The sequence below is a fragment of the Frankia sp. AvcI1 genome, from assembly GCF_001420875.1.
GTDB lineage: Bacteria > Actinomycetota > Actinomycetes > Frankiales > Frankiaceae > Frankia > Frankia alni.
On sequence record NZ_LJFZ01000009.1, the window covers coordinates 74,963 to 90,530 of the forward strand.

The 15,568-nt window shown below is 74.0% G+C and carries 12 protein-coding genes and 11 pseudogenes; 13 read left to right on the forward strand and 10 right to left on the reverse strand.

The window, feature by feature from the left end; genetic code table 11:
- Positions 1–25: 25 nt before the first annotated feature.
- Positions 26–335 (forward strand): annotated as a pseudogene (locus tag UK94_RS48290) (aspartate aminotransferase family protein); the annotation flags it as partial.
- Positions 336–644: 309 nt separating this feature from the next.
- Here UK94_RS48290 and UK94_RS48295 read toward each other — a convergent pair.
- A pseudogene (locus tag UK94_RS48295) lies at positions 645–1,066 on the reverse strand (FAD-dependent oxidoreductase); the annotation flags it as partial.
- Position 1,067: 1 nt separating this feature from the next.
- Positions 1,068–2,129: pseudogene (locus UK94_RS11525) on the reverse strand (FAD-dependent oxidoreductase); the annotation flags it as partial.
- Positions 2,130–2,317: 188 nt separating this feature from the next.
- Between UK94_RS11525 and UK94_RS48300 the strand changes: the two are divergent.
- The 6 genes and pseudogenes from UK94_RS48300 to UK94_RS11540 all read left to right on the forward strand — a co-directional run.
- The coding region (locus UK94_RS48300; RefSeq protein ID WP_235487519.1) for an aldehyde dehydrogenase family protein at positions 2,318–2,868 on the forward strand (551 nt) is incomplete at its 3' end.
- A gap of 1 nt (position 2,869) precedes the next feature.
- Positions 2,870–3,625: pseudogene (locus UK94_RS48305) on the forward strand (aldehyde dehydrogenase family protein); the annotation flags it as partial.
- 1 nt (position 3,626) lies between these two features.
- A pseudogene (locus UK94_RS48310) lies at positions 3,627–3,748 on the forward strand (aldehyde dehydrogenase family protein); the annotation flags it as partial.
- A 12-nt stretch (positions 3,749–3,760) separates the two neighbouring features.
- On the forward strand, positions 3,761–4,057 hold a 297-nt coding region (locus tag UK94_RS48315; RefSeq protein WP_235487521.1), incomplete at its 3' end, for an alpha/beta fold hydrolase.
- Between the two features lies 1 nt (position 4,058).
- Positions 4,059–4,684 (forward strand): annotated as a pseudogene (locus UK94_RS11535) (alpha/beta fold hydrolase); the annotation flags it as partial.
- A gap of 808 nt (positions 4,685–5,492) precedes the next feature.
- Positions 5,493–5,636: a hypothetical protein gene (locus UK94_RS11540; RefSeq protein ID WP_235487522.1), complete on the forward strand. Its 144-nt coding sequence runs from the start codon at positions 5,493–5,495 to the stop codon at positions 5,634–5,636.
- A gap of 340 nt (positions 5,637–5,976) precedes the next feature.
- On the opposite strand, the gene UK94_RS11545 is transcribed toward UK94_RS11540, so the two are convergent.
- From UK94_RS11545 to UK94_RS48340, 7 genes and pseudogenes are all read right to left on the reverse strand, one after another.
- Entirely contained in the window at positions 5,977–6,714 is a 738-nt protein-coding gene (locus UK94_RS11545; RefSeq protein WP_055749815.1) for a glycerophosphodiester phosphodiesterase, read from the reverse strand.
- 55 nt (positions 6,715–6,769) lie between these two features.
- A partial coding sequence (locus tag UK94_RS48320) for an inositol monophosphatase family protein (RefSeq protein ID WP_313949484.1) occupies positions 6,770–6,960 on the reverse strand: 191 nt, incomplete at its 5' end.
- Position 6,961: 1 nt separating this feature from the next.
- Positions 6,962–7,096: pseudogene (locus tag UK94_RS48325) on the reverse strand (histidinol-phosphatase); the annotation flags it as partial.
- 1 nt (position 7,097) lies between these two features.
- Positions 7,098–7,585, reverse strand: a pseudogene (locus tag UK94_RS48330) (inositol monophosphatase family protein); the annotation flags it as partial.
- A 122-nt stretch (positions 7,586–7,707) separates the two neighbouring features.
- The gene (gene rsgA, locus UK94_RS11555) at positions 7,708–8,694 is read right to left on the reverse strand and encodes a ribosome small subunit-dependent GTPase A (protein ID WP_055749817.1); all 987 of its coding nucleotides are present in this window, start codon (positions 8,692–8,694) and stop codon (positions 7,708–7,710) included.
- Positions 8,695–8,771: 77 nt separating this feature from the next.
- A pseudogene (locus UK94_RS48335) lies at positions 8,772–9,422 on the reverse strand (3-phosphoshikimate 1-carboxyvinyltransferase); the annotation flags it as partial.
- 1 nt (position 9,423) lies between these two features.
- Positions 9,424–10,094: pseudogene (locus UK94_RS48340) on the reverse strand (3-phosphoshikimate 1-carboxyvinyltransferase); the annotation flags it as partial.
- A gap of 62 nt (positions 10,095–10,156) precedes the next feature.
- Here UK94_RS48340 and UK94_RS11565 point away from each other — a divergent pair.
- Complete coding sequence (locus UK94_RS11565; RefSeq protein ID WP_308203103.1) at positions 10,157–11,587, forward strand: amidase; 1,431 nt, start codon at positions 10,157–10,159, stop codon at positions 11,585–11,587.
- On the opposite strand, the gene UK94_RS11570 is transcribed toward UK94_RS11565, so the two are convergent.
- Positions 11,584–12,342 (reverse strand): methyltransferase domain-containing protein (locus tag UK94_RS11570; protein WP_235487524.1); only part of this gene is annotated, 759 nt, incomplete at its 5' end. The two genes, UK94_RS11565 and UK94_RS11570, sit on opposite strands and share 4 nt — an antisense overlap.
- A gap of 134 nt (positions 12,343–12,476) precedes the next feature.
- On the opposite strand from UK94_RS11570, the gene UK94_RS11575 reads away from it, so the two are divergent.
- The 5 genes and pseudogenes from UK94_RS11575 to UK94_RS11590 all read left to right on the forward strand — a co-directional run bounded on the left by UK94_RS11575 (position 12,477) and on the right by UK94_RS11590 (position 15,467).
- Entirely contained in the window at positions 12,477–13,232 is a 756-nt protein-coding gene (locus UK94_RS11575; RefSeq protein WP_095212676.1) for an alpha/beta fold hydrolase, read from the forward strand.
- Between the two features lie 41 nt (positions 13,233–13,273).
- Positions 13,274–13,797 (forward strand): sigma-70 family RNA polymerase sigma factor (locus UK94_RS48345; protein WP_313949485.1); only part of this gene is annotated, 524 nt, incomplete at its 3' end.
- A 14-nt stretch (positions 13,798–13,811) separates the two neighbouring features.
- Positions 13,812–14,083 (forward strand): annotated as a pseudogene (locus tag UK94_RS48350) (sigma factor-like helix-turn-helix DNA-binding protein); the annotation flags it as partial.
- Positions 14,080–14,364: a mycothiol system anti-sigma-R factor gene (gene rsrA / locus UK94_RS11585; RefSeq protein ID WP_041939802.1), complete on the forward strand. Its 285-nt coding sequence runs from the start codon at positions 14,080–14,082 to the stop codon at positions 14,362–14,364. The pseudogene UK94_RS48350 and the gene rsrA, both read left to right, overlap by 4 nt.
- 149 nt (positions 14,365–14,513) lie before the next feature.
- Complete coding sequence (locus UK94_RS11590; RefSeq protein WP_011607061.1) at positions 14,514–15,467, forward strand: GDP-mannose 4,6-dehydratase; 954 nt, start codon at positions 14,514–14,516, stop codon at positions 15,465–15,467.
- The last annotated feature ends 101 nt before the right edge of the window (positions 15,468–15,568 follow it).

Genomic DNA, 15,568 nt, shown 5'->3' on the forward strand with positions numbered 1-15,568 from the left:
CCGAGGCCTACGCCCNCCTCGACCNCCTCAACGACCGCCTGATCGCCGGCTGCGACGAGATCCTGGCCCGCCACGGCATCCCCGGCTACACGGTCGGGATCAGCTCCAAGGGCTGCGTCCACTTCACCGACGCCCCCATCCGCGACTACACGTCCTTCATGGCCCACCAGAACGCCGCCCTGCCCGAGCTGGCCTGGCTCTACAACGCCAATCGCGGCGTCCTGATGGCCCCCGGCCGCGAGGAGGAGTGGACCCTCTCGGTCCAGCACACCGACGCCGACGTCGACCGCTACCTCGACAGCCTCGACTACCTCGCCCGAGACCTCACCGCCTGACGAGAGCCCNCCCGGACTTCCGGCCTGCCAGGTCAGTCCCGCAGCCGTTCCGCCGATCNAGCCTTCGCCTGCTCCGGACGCCGCGCACCGGCGCGCCTGGCAAGAAGGGTGAGTCTGCTCTCCAGGTGAGCAGGGCTTTCCTGCGCAGTCGATGATCGTCCGCGAGATTGCGATCGTGCGACCACTCGCTTGTAAGGCGAGCGCTCCGCCGCTGCCTGATCGCTTGGCTGGCCCGGGACAGCCGGCCGCGCCAGCGGGGCGGAGGAGAGCCAGCGGGGCGGAGGAGAACCGGCGGGCCGGAGCGGGGGGTCAGTGACCGGTGAGGTGGTCGAGGGCGGGGCCGAGGCGGGAGGGGCGGCCGGTGCGGTTCTCGCGGGTGTCGGCGGCGGCGGCGAGCAGGCGGCCGGCGTTGATGCCGAGCCAGCGGGCCGGTTCGGGTTCCCAGGGGCGGCGGTGGTCGACGACCCAGGGGAGCTTCGTGCGGGGGGAGTGCCGGCCGCGGATGAGGTCGGCGAGGGTGCGGCCGGCCAGGGCCGCCGCCGCGACGCCGTCGCCGACGTAGCCACCGGCCCACGCCAGGCCGGTGTCGGGATCGAAGCAGACGCCGGGGGTCCAGTCGCGCGGGACGCCGAGGGGGCCGCCCCAGCGGTGGGTGATCCGGGCGTTCGCGGCGGCGGGGAACAGGGTGGCCAGGGCGCGGCGGAGATGCTCGAAGACGGCGGGGGAGGAGTNGAAGGCCGGGCTGGTGCGCGAGCCGAAGTGGTACGGCGCGCCGCGGCCGCCGAGGACGATCCGGCCGTCCGCGCTGCGCTGGGCGTAGATGAGCAGCCGGCGCCCGTCGGACAGGGTGACCCGGCGGTCCCAGCCGATCTCCGCCCAGACCGACTCCGGTAGTGGCTCGGTGGCGATGACGAGCGAGTAGACGGGGGCGAGCTCGCGGCGTAGGCCGGGCAGGGCGGGGGTGTAGCCCTCGGTGGCCCGCACGACGACGCCCGCCTGGATCTCGCCGTCGGCCAGTACGACCCGGCCAGGGTCGATGCTCTCGGCGGGGGAGTGTTCGAACAGCTCGACGCCGTGGCGCTGCGCCGCCGCCGCGAGGCCCCGGACCAGCTTGAGCGGATGCAGCGCGGCGCACTGTGGGTCGAGGATCCCGCCGAGCGCGCCGGGTACCCGGACGAGGCGCGCGGCCTGGTCGGCGTCCAGCCAGGTCGGCGATGACGGCAATGACGGGGAGGTCGGCAATGACGGGGAGGTCGGCGATGGCGGGGATGACGGCAATGACGGGGAGGGCGGGGAGGACGCGACGGCGGGCAAGGCTGCGAGCAGGCTCGCGCGCAGGCAGGTGAGCTGGGCGGGGGTGGTGGCGAGTTCGAGGAAGCCGTCCTTGACGAGGTCGCAGTCGATGCCCTCGGCGCGACAGACGGCGTCGATGTCGTCGATGGTGGCCGCGAGCGGGCCGCGCATCGCCGGCGCCATCGACTGGACGGGGAACAGCGCCGAGCACCAGCCGCCGTTGCGCCCGGACGCGCCGAAGCCGGCGGTCTCCCGCTCGACGACGGCCACCCGCAGCGTCGGGTCGTCGCGGCGCAGGTGGTAGGCGGTCCACAGGCCGGTGAAGCCGGCGCCCACGATGGCGACGTCGGCGGTGAGCCGGCCCACCAGGCGCGGCCGGGGTGCCGGGGCGGGGCCGGCGGTGTCGTGCCACAGGGACGGGACGGCGGCTGCGGCGGCTGAGGTTGTGGCGGCTGGGGTTGTGGCGGCTGGGGTTGCGGCGGGACGTCGGCGGCCCGGCATCGTTTCGACCTGCCTTTCTCGGGGCCGTGCGCCCTGCGCTGGACCGGGCCCGGGTAGCGTGTTTCCGTGGCGTCACGGTCCTTTGTTCACGCTATCCGTGGCACGAGGTTCGTGTAACCATCGTAATCGTTGTGTCGACATGTCGGGCGGCCGGACGGTCGGGGGACCATCAGCGTTAGGAGCAACGTATGGACGCGATCCTCGCCAACTTCGTCGGCGGCGTCTCCCGTCAGAGCGCCGACGGCGAGACGATGTCGATTCTGAACCCGTCGACCGGCGAGCTGTTCGCCGAGGCCCCGCGGTCCGGTCCCCCCGACGTCGACGCCGCCGTCCGCGCCGCGTCCACGGCGTTCGAGACCTGGCGCGACACCACCCCGTCCGAACGTGCCCGGGCGCTGCTGCGCCTCGCGGACGCGCTGGAGGAGCGTGCCGACGAGGTCGCCGCCGTGGAGAGCGCCAACACCGGCAAGCCGCTGCAGCTCACCGTCGACGAGGAGGTCGGGCCGTCCGCCGACCAGATTCGCTTCTTCGCCGGGGCCGCGCGCCTGCTGGAGGGCCGGGCCGCCGGGGAGTACCTCGCCGGGCACACCAGCTACGTCCGCCGGGAGCCCGTCGGGGTCTGCGCGCAGGTCACGCCGTGGAACTACCCGTTGATGATGGCGGTGTGGAAGATCGCCCCGGCGATCGCGGCCGGCAACACGGTCATCCTCAAGCCGTCGGACACGACCCCGGCGTCCAGNCTGCTGCTCGCCGAGATCGCCGCCGAGTTCCTTCCGCCGGGCGTGCTCAACGTCGTCTGCGGAGACCGGGACACCGGGCGGGCGCTGGTCGCGCACCCGGGGCCGGCGATGGTGTCGGTGACCGGCAGCGTGCGCGCCGGCATGGAGGTGGCACGGGCGGCGGCGGACTCGCTCAAGCGGGTTCATCTCGAGCTCGGCGGCAAGGCGCCGGTCATCGTCTTCGACGACGTGGACCCGGCCGCCGTCGCCGCGGAGATCGCCGGCGCCGCCTACTTCAACGCCGGCCAGGACTGCACCGCGGCGACCCGGGTGCTGGCCGCGCCGGGGATCCACGACGATCTCGCCGCGGCGCTGGCCGAGGCGGCCCGGGGCACCGCGACGGGCTCACCGGACGAGACCGACGTCGACTACGGCCCGCTGAACAGCGCCGGTCAACTCGACCGGGTCGGCGGGTTCGTCCGGCGGGCGCCGGGACACGCCGCGGTGCTCGCCGGCGGTGCGGCCCTCGACCGGCCCGGCTACTTCTATCCCGCGACGGTCGTCGCCGGCCTGCGCCAGGACGACGAACTCATCCAGTCGGAGGTCTTCGGCCCGGTCATCACCGTGCAGCGGTTCGACTCGGAGGACACGGCGGTGGAGTGGGCCAACGGCGTGGAGTACGGCCTGGCCTCCAGCGTCTGGACGCGCGATCACGGCCGGGCCATGCGGGTCGCGCGCCGCCTGGACTTCGGCTGCGTATGGATCAACACTCACATCNCGATCGTCGCGGAGATGCCGCACGGCGGATTCAAGAAGAGCGGCTACGGCAAGGATCTGTCCGTGTACGGCCTGGAGGACTACACCAGGATCAAGCACGTGATGAGCAACATCGAGTTCTGATCTGGGGTGGCCATGACCGTCGGTGCGCCGAGTGTGGGGCCTGGGGAGCTGACCTCGCGATTCGTCACGGTCCACGGGTATCGGCGCTGCTACCTGCGCGCCGGCCGCGGGCCGGTGCTGCTGCTGATCCACGGCATCGGGGACAACGCCCGCACCTGGGCGCCGATCATCGGCGAGCTCGCGCGGCGCCACACGGTGATAGCCCCCGACCTGCTCGGGCACGGGGAGTCGGACAAGCCGCGCGGCGACTACTCGGTGGCCGGCTATGCCTGCGGTATGCGTGACCTGCTCACCGTGCTCGGCATCGAGNGGGCGACGGTCGTCGGGCATTCGCTGGGCGGCGGGGTCGCGATGCAGTTCGCCTACCAGTTCCCGGAGCGCTGCGAGCGGCTCGTCCTGGTGGCCACCGGCGGGGTCGGGCCCGATCTGCACCCGGCTCTTCGGGCCGCGGCGCTGCCGGGCGCCGGCGCGGTGATATCGCTGATGGGCGTCCCGCCGGTGCGGCTCGTCGGCTGGGCCGGGCTGCGGGCGCTGCGGCTGCTGCACACCGCCCTGGGCCGCGATGCCGAGGACATCCTGCACGTCTGCGACTCGCTCGGGGTGCCGACGGCGCGGGCGGCCTTCCTGCGGACACTGCGAAGCGTCGTCGACGCCCACGGGCAGGCCATCACGATGCTCGACCGCTGCTATCTCGCCGCCGGGATGCCGTCGCTGATCGTCTGGGGGGACCGGGACGCGGTGATCCCGGTCGAGCACGCCCGGATCGCGCATGCGGCCATGCCCGGAAGCCGACTGGAGATCTTCCCCGGTGCCGGGCATTTCCCGCATCACAGCGATCCCGCGCGCTTCCGGCGGGTTCTTGAGGATTTCCTGGCCACGACCAGGCCGGCGAGCCACTCGCCGCGCCAGTGGCGGACGATGCTGCGCGAACACGGGCGGGAGCCGCGCACCACCCGGCCGGCGGGCGACCCCGGCGCCGCGCCCCCACCTGCGGCGGCTGCCAGGGCTGTCGCCGAGCACACCGCCGCCGGGGTGGGAGCCGCCGCCGGGTCGGGCGCCGCCGGGTCGGGCGCCGGCGGGTCGGGCGCCGGCGGGTCGGGAGCCGCCGGCGAGCGGAGCACCGGCGTCGAGACGAGCACCGGCGTCGAGAACGCCACCACCGCCGAGTCCCCCCGTTCGGGGATGTCGGGGGCGGGGAAGGCGCGGGTGGGGCGGTCGGGATCGGGGAGGCGGCAGGCGGGGGGGAACGGCCGGGGCGGGCCGCGCGATCCGGGCGCAGCCGTCGGCTGAGGCCCGCGGGCCGGTATCGGGCCGAAACGGGTTCGGCCTGGCCGGCCTCCCCCGCCGCGGTCGGGTCTATGCCCTCGCGGCCGCGGATGGACGGCTAAGCGATGGGTGGGCCGGAAGGCCCCGGACAGATGCGGTCATGCCTTCTCGGCTTGAACCGCTCTCCTCGACGCTCTTCGCGACCGGGAAGTTCCCGGGGTCGACGGAGATCCTGCCCACTCGTACCTTGTGCATGGCCCACCTGTTCGGGCCACCCGGCGTTCGGATGATGCACAGTCTTCGGCGCGGGTCTGCATTAACAGGTCGCCACCCGCTATCGTGGAGTTCAACGGGCAGGCCGGCGTCAATATGGCCTATCCTTGGTGGCGTAACACCAAAGTCCTCAAATCTCGGAGGTCCACCCTTGGCACGCCGTGCACGACTCAGCTGGCCGCAGGAACGGCACCAGGCGAGTGAAGTGGTTGTCAGCCGGGTTGACCCCGGGCGGGGCTGGACGCTGGAGCAGGCCCGTGACCTGGTGCGACAGGGTTACTCCGTCGAGCATGTGGCGGAACGCACCGGGTTTCCGGAGCAGATGCTGAAAGTCGCCGAGGAGGACTGAGCGGAGTCGCCCGTCATCCCGGTGTCAGGAAAGTGCCACGGTGAGCCATGGTCGCCCACCGTCGTCGGCCGCGCGGTAATCGCTTCTGCGGGCCAATCCATCGGGCCGGTCGGCGGATCTTTCGTGGCCACTCTCCGTCGGTGGTCCCTATAGCTACCTCAAGCTAACCTAACAGTCGACGATATGACAGTGCGCCGGAGCCGGGTCACGCTGCGCACAACGCAATGGGCGGCTTCGTCGGCTTCGTCAACCAATTCGTCCAGTGTGCCGCCCGCGCTTCCGACTCATCCGCTGGCCCGGTGCTATGCCGCTGGCCCGGTGCTATGCCGCTGACCCGGCCCTATGCCGCTGGTCCGGCGCTATGCCGCGCGGAACCGGTGACGCGCACCAGCCGCGCGAGATGGTCGCTGTAGACCGCCTCCAGCCCGTATCCGGCCAGGCGTGTCAGGGTGCCTGTGCTCTGCGCATCCCAGCCGAACGCGGCGATACCGAGGTCGAGCAGAACGCCGACGATCCCGGCCCGTGGTGGTGTCCATTCCCGTGTCCGTAGGTTCAGCGCGGCCACACCGGCGGCGCGCAGTCGCCCGCCGTAGGCGCCGACCCCCCCACCATCCATCACGGTGCGCATCGAGGTGGAGTTCACCAGACGCACGTCCGGGTCACGATCCCGGAAGGCGGCGAGTTCCGGGAGGGTCCCGCACAGCCACAGCCGCCGGACCGCCGAGCTTCCGCCCGCGCTTCGGGCCACGGCGACCACGGCGTCCGCCGCGGGCGCCCAGCCATCGGGCGGACCCTTCAGATCGAGGCTGAACTCGAACGACGTGCCGAGTTCGGCGTAGAACGCGGTCAGCGACGGCACCCAGGCGGGCAGCCGGTCGGCGGTCAGATCACTGATCCGCCGCCGCCGGCCGGGCGGCCCGAGCACCCCGTCGTGGTGGAGCACCGGCACCCCGTCGGCGGTCAGCCAGGCGTCCGACTCCAGCCCGCTGGCCCCGCCGGCCAGCGCCCGCCGGAACGCGGGCAGGGTGTTCTCCCGTTGGTGCGGGGCCGGTGCCCCGCGGTGCGCGAAGCCGATCACCGGCCGCCACTCATCTCCTGGGGGTTGCGTGTGGGCCCGTGGTTCTGCTGGGGGCTCAGTCGTTGAAGGAACGCAGCGCGACGTCGTGCAGGTAGCCGTTGGTCGTCAGCACGGTGCCGTGGCCCGGGCCGCGACGACCGGCCAGGTCGGTGAACCGGCCGCCGGCCTCCTCGACGATGACCTGCAGCGCCGCCATGTCCCACAGGGACACCTCGGGCTCGCAGGCGAGGTCCACCGCGCCCTCGGNGACCATCATGTGCGACCAGAAGTCGCCGTAGCCGCGGGTCCGCCAGACCTGGTCGGCCAGGTGCAGGAACTGGTCGAGGCGGTCCGCGGTCCGCCAGCCCTCCACCGAGGCGAAGGACAGGAACGCATCCCCCAGNCGGCTGACCGAGGAGACCTTGAGCGCCCGGGTGTCGCCGGTGGCGTCCCGGGTGAACGCGCCGGTGCCCCGGGCCCCCCACCAGCGCCGGCTCATCGCGGGTGCGCTCGCCACGCCGACGACCATCTGGCCGTCCACCTCCAGGCCGAGCAGAGTGCCCCAGACCGGCACGCCGCGCACGAAGTTCTTCGTGCCGTCGACCGGGTCGAGGATCCAGCGTCGCCGGGCGCCCGCGCCGACGAGCCCCTCCTCCTCACCGAGGACGGCGTCCCCCGGCCGGGCGACGGCGAGCCGCTCGCGGATCATGGATTCGACGGCGGTGTCGGCATCGGAGACCGGCGTGTTGTCCGGCTTGGATTCGACGTGCAGATCAACGGCTTGGAAGCGGGAGAGAGTTATCCGATCGGCGGCGTCCGCGAGACTCAGCGCGAGCGCGAGATCGTCGGCGACGGCGACGGCGTCGCTGTCCTCGGTCGATGCGGTGCCCACGGAGGTGGGGTTAGGCGGGGTCACGCCTGCGAGACTACGAGTCGAGCCCACTCACGCGTCGGTCACGCGGACGGCGGGCCCCGCGTGGCGGGAAGAGTGTGACGAATCTCGCGACCGCACTCTCACAGGGGCGTTCCGCGGGCCGCCAGCAGGCGGCGAAGGCTCGCGAGCCGCGCGGCGTCGGCCGCCCCGTCCCGGACCGCCGAGTCCAGCGCGCAGTCGGGCGACGGGGCGAGATGCTCGCAGCCGGGCTGGCAGTGCTCGGCCGCGGCGGCGAGGTCGGAGAAGGCCCGCAGCACCCGGTTCGGCGCCACCGCACCGAGGCCGAACGACCGCACCCCGGGCGTGTCGATCACTGTGCCACCCGCCGGGAGCAGCAGCGCCACGGCCGCCGACGACGTGTGCCGCCCGCGGCCCGTCACGGCGTTGACCTCGCCGATCGCCCGGTCCGCGGCCGGCACCAGCCGGTTGACCAGGCTGGACTTCCCGACCCCGCTGTGGCCGAAGAACACGCTGACCCGGTCGGTCAGCAGCGCCAGCAGCGGGTCGAGGTCGCAGTCCGGCCGGGTCGTCAGCACCGGGAATCCCAGCGGCCGGTACAGCTCGATCAGCGGCGCGGGTTCGGCCAGGTCGGTCTTGGTCAGGCACAGCACCGGGGACAGCCCGCCGTCGTAGGCGGCGACCAGGCAGCGGTCGATCAGGCCCGGCCGCGGCGCGGGATCCGTCACCGAGCAGACGATGACCAGGATGTCGGCGTTCGCGACGATCGGCCGCTCCGCCGGGTCGGTGTCGTCGGGCGTGCGCCGCAGGACACTCGTGCGCTCCTCGCGGCGCACCAGCCGGGCCAGCGCCCCGGACGTCCCCGAGACGTCGCCGACGAGCGCGACCCGGTCCCCGACGACCACCGACGTGCGGCGCATCGAGCCGCCGCGCACCGCGGCGACCAGCCGCTGCGGCGTCGGGCCCGGCCGGCAGGTGTAGCGGCCGCGGTCGACCCCGACCACCACCGCCGGCACCGCCTCGGCGTGGTCGGGCCGCTCCCGGGTTCGGGGACGCGAGCTGCGCCCCGGTCGCACCCGGACATCGTCCTCGTCCAGCTCGCGCGCCATCGGCTAGCCCACGGCCCGGTTCGCCGCGCCGCTCATCCGCTCGGTGGTGATCAGCTCGGTGCTCATCCGGCCAGCGCTCATCCGGCCAGCATCGCCGTCCACATGCGGGGGAAGTCGGGCACCGTCTTGCCGGTCGTCGCGATGTCGTCGATGACGATCCCCGGCACGACCAGGCCGACCACCGCGTACGCCATCGCCAGCCGGTGGTCGGCCCGCGGGTCGAGGCGCGCGCCGCGCAGGGGCGCCGGCTCGATGGCCAGCCCGTCGTCGGTCACCGTGATCCGCGCGCCGAGACTGCCGAGCTCCTGGGCGAGGGCGACGAGCCGGTCGGTCTCCTGCAGGCGCAGGTGCCCGATGCCGCGCAGCCGGGACGGCGAGTCGGCGAGGACGGCGAGCGCGGTCAGGACGGGCGCGGCCTCCCCGAAGTCGCCGAGGTCGACGTCGATCCCGTGGATCCCGCCGCCGCCGCTGACCGCCAGGCCCGCCGCGGTGCGCTCGGTCGTGGCGCCCATCGCCGCCAGCAGTGTGGGGAGCATCCGGCCGGGCTGCTCGGTCGCCTCGGGCCAGTCCGGCACCACCACCCGCCCCCCGGTGGCGAGCGCGGCCGCGAGGAAGGCCGCGGCGCTGTTCATGTCCGGCTCGATGGCCCGGTCGGCGGCGGTGAGCTCGCCCGGCTCGACCCGCCAGCGCCGGCTGCCGTCGGCGCCGGGCGGCGCGACGTCGACCACNGCGCCCGCCGCCCGCAGATCGGCGACCGTCATGTCGAGGTAGGGGCCCGACGGCAGGCGCGTCCCGCGGTGCACGACCGTGACCCCGGCGTCGTAGCGGGGGGCGGCGAGCAGCAGGCCGGAGACGAGCTGGCTGGAGTCGGAGGCGTCCACGGTGACCTCGCCGCCGGGCAGCCGGCCGCGGCCGCGCACGGTGAAGGGCATCCGGTCGCCGTCGATGTCGGCGCCGAGCCGGCGCAGCGCGCCGAGCAGCGGGGTGAGCGGCCGGTCACGCATGCGGGCGTCGCCGTCGAACGCGACGTCGCCCTCGCGCAGGGTGGCCAGGGCCGGGGTGAACCGGGCGACGGTGCCCGCGTTGCCGCACTCGGCCCGTGCCCCGGCGGCGAGGCGGGTGGTCGGCGCGGGTCGCACGATCCAGTCCGGCCCGTCGGTGCTGATCTCGGCACCCAGCGCGCGCAGCACTCCCGCCATCAGCAGGGTGTCGCGCGAGCGCAGGGCCCCACGCAGCCGGGACGTCCCGTTCGCCAGGGTGGCCAGAACAAGCGCCCGGTTCGTGCCGGACTTCGCCCCCGGCACCGGGACGACGGCCGTCACGGGACGCTGCGCGGTCGGGGCCGGCCACGGGTCGGACTGCGTGCCCGTGGCCTCGATGCCGGTCAGGATGCTCACCATGACAGCATGCCGGATGGTCGGCCGCCCCCGACGCGTCCGTACCGTACGAGTCGGTGAATCGTGTGCGCCGTGACTACCCGGCGCTCGGCGCCATCGAGCTGGCCGCGCTGGTCCGCACCGGGCTGATCTCCCCACAGGCCCCGGTCGAGGCGGCCCTGGCCCGGCTGCGGGAGACCGACGGCGCGCTGCGGGCCTTCACCGCCTGCTGGCCGGACCTGGCCACGCATCGGGCCGGCCTGGTCGGCCGGGCGCTCGCCCGCGGCGCCGAGCTGCCGCTGGCCGGTGTGCCGATCGCGGTCAAGGCGGGCGGCGGCGTGACGGCGCCCACGACTCGCCGGCTGATCGCCGCGGGGGCCATCGTGATCGGGGCGACGGCGGTGCCGATCCGGGCCGCGCATCCCTGGCAGACCTGGGGGCACACCAGCCGCGGCCCGACGGTGAACCCGTGGCGGCCCGATCGGGTGCCCGGCGGCTCGTCGGCGGGTTCGGCGGTCGCCGTGGCCAGCGGGGTCGTCCCCCTCGCGACCGCCGCCGACGGCGCCGGCTCCACCCGCATCCCGGCGGCCTGGTGCGGCGTGGTCGGGCTCAAGCCGACCAACGGCCGATTCCCCGGCTCCGACCCCGCCGGCCTGACCGTGCCCGGCCCGATCGTCCGCCACGCCGCCGACGCGGCCGCCTGGTGGGCGGTCGTCGCCGGAGCCCGCGAGCCGCCGACGCTGTCGCCCGAACGCGATGCGCCGGCCCGCGGGCACTCGGTCGGCGGGGAGCCGACTCCCGGCCTGTACGCGCCGCTCGGCCTGCCGGGTGAGGATTGCGGTGCATCGGGTGCGGTCGGCGCTCCGAATCCGTACGAACCGCACCGCAGTCCGCCAGACCCGCCCGCGGACCGCTCGCTGGGGACCGGAGTCTGGTCGGCGACGCTCGGCTTTGCCGACCCGGAGCCCGAGGTGGTCGCCGTGAGCCGGGCCGCCGCCGACCGGCTTGCCGCCGCGGGTGTGCTGACCTGGACGGACATGCCCGTCGAGCTGCTTGACCCGGAGGCGGCCTGGACCGCGCTGAGAGCGGCGCCGGCGGCCCCGGCGCCGACGTCCGCTGGGCCGGCGTCCGCTGGGCCGGCGTCCGCTGGGTGGACATCCGCTGGAACCGCTGCCGCATCGAACGTCGCGGCGGTGCGCGCGCACAACGACCGTTGCCTCGCCGGCGTGTTCGCTCAGGCGGACGTGCTGCTCACGCCGACCACGCCCAACCGGCCGCATCCGCACGCGGGCCCGGGCGAGGTCCGCAGCGTGAGCCTGACCTGGACCTTCAACCTCAGTGGGCAGCCGGCGGTGAGTGTGCCCGCGGGTTTCACCGCCGACGGCTTCCCGGTCGGGTTGCAGATCGTCGGCCGTCACGGCGAGGAGGACCGACTGCTACGCCTCGTCGCCGCCCTCGAACGCCTCGCCCCCTGGCCGTCGCCGGAGCCGGACCGGTGGACCGGTGAGGCGGGTTAGGCGGGTCGGCGAGCGGAGGCGATCAGGTGGATGCCGATGGACTCGCCCTCGCGCTCGGCGGAGAGCTCCACCTCCGTGCGCACGAGGGTGGGGAAGCAGGAGACATCCTCGGCCACGGCCCGCTTGACCGCCTCGGCGGACAGCACCGTGCGCGGCCGGATCCAGTCGACGACGAAGCCGGCGCTGGTCAGCAGTGCCCGCAGCTCCTCCGGCCAGAAGCAGCGGGTGATGGTGCCGTCCTCGGCGGGAACGAGCACGACGTCGGCGCGGGGGACGTCGGACAGCTCCGCCCAGCGATGCTGCTCGGCGAGGCGGGCGAGGCCGAGCAGCAGTGAGTCGACGCAGAGCAGCAGCCTCCCGCCCGGGCGCAGCATGCTGTGGATCTCGTCGAGGGTCGTCTCCGTGGCCAGGCAGAACGACAGTGCCCGTGCCTCGGCGAGCACCGCGTCGAACGAGGCGGGGGAGAACCAGTCCAGCGAGCGGGCGTCGCCCACCACCGGCAGCAGCGCGCCCGGGCCGACGGCCGGGTCGGCCGACTCGGCCTGGGCCACGACCCGCACGACCTGGTGACCCGCGGTCACCATCTGGCGGGCGAAGCGGGCCCGTGGGCCGGAGACGTCAAGTACCCGCGCCGGCTGCGCCGGCAGCCACTCCCGCAGCTGCGCCGACGCGACCTCCTCATAGAAGGCCCAGTACGGATCGTCACTGTCGGCCGGAGCCTCGCAGACCAGGGTGTTTGCTCGTCCACGAGGCGGNCCCGGATCGGCGTCGGGGCCAGGCAGCATGAAGCTTTCCTACCCTTCGGGAGGCGATGATGCGAGGCAAGTCACACACTCAAGGTGGAAGTCTGACAGATTCCACGCTCGACCACGCTGAGTCCTTCCCTGCTGTGTCGGATCGATGCACGCCGGTTCCGCCACCCCCCGACGGCGTCGACAAGGCCGACGGCGTCGACAAGGTCGACGGTGTCGGCGTGGCCGACGGTGCCTTCCTAGCTGTGGACGGTGGGCGACTGTCGGTGGTTCCCGGGATCGGCGCGTCGACCGTCGTGTTCCTGCACGGGGCCGGCAGCGGCGTCGACACGCCGCTGTTCGAGGCGCTGGCCGTCCGTTTGGGCGCCGCCGGGGTGCGGGTCGCCCGGCTGGAGATGCCCTACCGGGTGGCCGGGCGCCGTGCGCCGGACCGGCCGGCCCGCCTCGACGCGGTGGCCACCGCCGCGATCGAGGCGCTCGGGACGCCGCGCCCGCTGGTCCTGGCGGGGGTGTCGATGGGCTCGCGGGTGGCCATGCGGGTCGCCGTCGGATCCGGCGCGCGCGGGGTGCTCGCCCTCGGCTTCCCGCTGCGGCCGCCGGGCACCACCGCGGCGGGCGGTCCGAAGCCGTCGCGGCAGGGGGAGCTCGACGGCGCCGGCGTGCCCGTCCTCGTCGTCCAGGGTGACCGGGACGCCTTCGGCCGACCGGAGCCGGATCCGGCGCTTGACCGGCGGGTGCACCTCGTCGCGGGCGGCGACCACTCCTTCCGGACGCGGGTGCGGGACGGCCGGCCGGCCGGCGACGCCGTCGCGGAGGCCGCCCGGGTCGGCGCCGCATTCCTGCTCGACCGGTTGGGCCCGTTGGCTGCGGCGCGGGAATCAGCTGTGGGGTGATCGGCGTTGACGTCGTTGTCTCACGAGGTCACGGAGGTCCCATGACTCCTGCGAACGCCACCCACCGGCAGCCGCCGGCGCAGCCGCGACATGTCCCACAATGGCCCCCTGTGGCCATCGTGCCGATGCGCGCCGGAGCCGTGGTCGGGGTATCGTCCGCTCCGGAGAGACGGTCCGGTTCCGTCCGGTCCGAAACCCGAAACATGGAGCGGGCCGTTGCACAGCGTAGCGGTGAGGGAGTGATCCTGGTCGACGAGACCACCGAGGAGCGGGGCGCGCGGTTCGAGCGCGACGCCCTCCCGTACCTCGACCAGCTGTATGCCGCCGCCCTGCGGATGACCCGCAACCCGGCCGACGCGGAGGACCTCGTCCAGGAGACCTTCGTCAAGGCGTTTGCGGCCTTCCACCAGTTCCAGGAGGGCACGAACCTCAAGGCGTGGCTCTACCGGATCCTCACCAACACCTTCATCAACACCTACCGCAAGCGGCAGCGGCAGCCGTTGCAGAGCCCGACCGAGCAGGTCGAGGACTGGCAGCTCGCCGAGGCCGAGTCGCACACGTCCAGNGGCCTGAAGAGCNCCGAGACCGAGGCGCTGGAGCACCTGCCCGACAGCGACATCAAGGACGCGTTGCAGGCGTTGCCGGAGGACTTCCGGATGGCGGTGTACCTCGCCGACGTCGAGGGCTTCGCCTACAAGGAGATCGCGGAGATCATGGGAACGCCGATCGGGACCGTGATGTCCCGGCTGCACCGTGGCCGACGCGGTCTGCGCAAGTCCCTGGAGCAGTACGCGGCGGGTCGTGGGCTGGTGGGCGCGGGGTCCGCGGACGGCGAGGGTGGTGCGTCGTGAGCTGCGGTGGTGAGCACGAGATCGACTGCCGGAAGGTGCTGGACGCGGTCTTCCTGTATCTCGACGGCGAGTGCGACGGCGGGCAGCAGAACCTGATCCGGTCCCATCTCGACGAGTGCTCCCCGTGCCTGCGCGAGTTCGGCGTGGAACACGAGGTGAAGATGCTCGTCGCCCGCAAGTGCGGCGGGGAACGGGCGCCGGACTCGCTGCGGACCAGCGTCCTGGCCCGGCTGCGGTCGGCCCGGGTGGAGGCGGACGCCACCGAGTTCCGGGCCGAGTAGGGCGCCGGCAGCCCCGACCGCGGGCTGCCCTGCGCCTGACCTCGTCCGCCGCCTGCGAGACCGACCGTGACGAACGCCTGTCCGTCACGGCGTTGACGGCCACGCGGCGTACAGGGCTTGCACAGGATCGCGGGCTACCGTCCTGCGTTGTGCGCATCCTCGTCACCGGCGCGGCCGGCTTCATCGGTTCCACCGTCACCGACCGGCTGCTGGCCGACGGTCACAGCGTCGTCGGCGTCGACGACCTGTCCGCCGGCCGCCTGGCCAACCTCACCGCGGCGGCGGCCGACCCGCGCTTTTCCTTCGAGCAGCTCGACGTCACCTCGCCCGAGCTGCACGCCCTCGCCGACCGGGTGCGGCCCGACGTGGTCGCCCACCTGGCGGCCCAGATCGACGTCCGGGTCAGCGTCGCCGACCCGCTGCGCGACGCCAGGCAGAACGTGCTCGGCACGATCAACGTTCTCGAGGCCGGCCGGCTCGCCGGCGCGTCCAAGGTCATCCACACCTCGTCCGGCGGGTCGATCTACGGTTCGCCCGCGCGGCTGCCGGTGGACGAGACCGCGCCGGTGGCGCCCGAGTCCCCGTACGCGGCCGGCAAGGCCGCCGGCGAGCTGTACCTGAACGTCTACCGGGCCACCCACGGCCTGGCCTCGACGGCCCTGGCGCTGGCCAACGTCTACGGGCCGCGGCAGGACCCGCACGGAGAGGCGGGCGTCGTCGCCATCTTCGGGACGGCCATGCTGGCCGGGCGGCAGGCGAAGATCTTCGGCGACGGCACCGCGAGCCGGGACTACGTGTTCGTCGGCGACGTGGCCGAGGCGTTCGTCCGGGTGCTGCCGGTGGACGCCGCCGCCGGCGCCCGGCTCAACATCGGCACCGGCGTCGAGACCAGCGTCCGGGACCTGCACAGCCGGATCGCCGCGATCGTCGGCGTGCCCGACACCCCCCTGCGGGCTCCGGCGCGTCCCGGCGAGCTGGCCCGCATCGCCCTGGCCGTGCACCTGGCCGAGCGGCTGGTGGGCTGGCGACCCAGGGTCGACCTCGACGAGGGTCTGGCGCGGACCGTCGCCTGGCTGCGCCGGCAGACCGTCGCCGCGGCCTGAGCGGAGCCTGGCGGCGGGCCGTGCGCGCACGGCCCGCCGGGCTGCTCAGCTGTTCTGGGCTTCCCAGCAGTTCTGGGCGGCTCAGGTGTTCGGGCGCTTGC

Coding starts and splice junctions, on each gene's coding strand:
- rsgA (WP_055749817.1), bottom strand. CDS start 8,694: ATGGCGCGCGAGCTGGACGAGGACGATGTCCGGGTGCGACCGGGGCGC.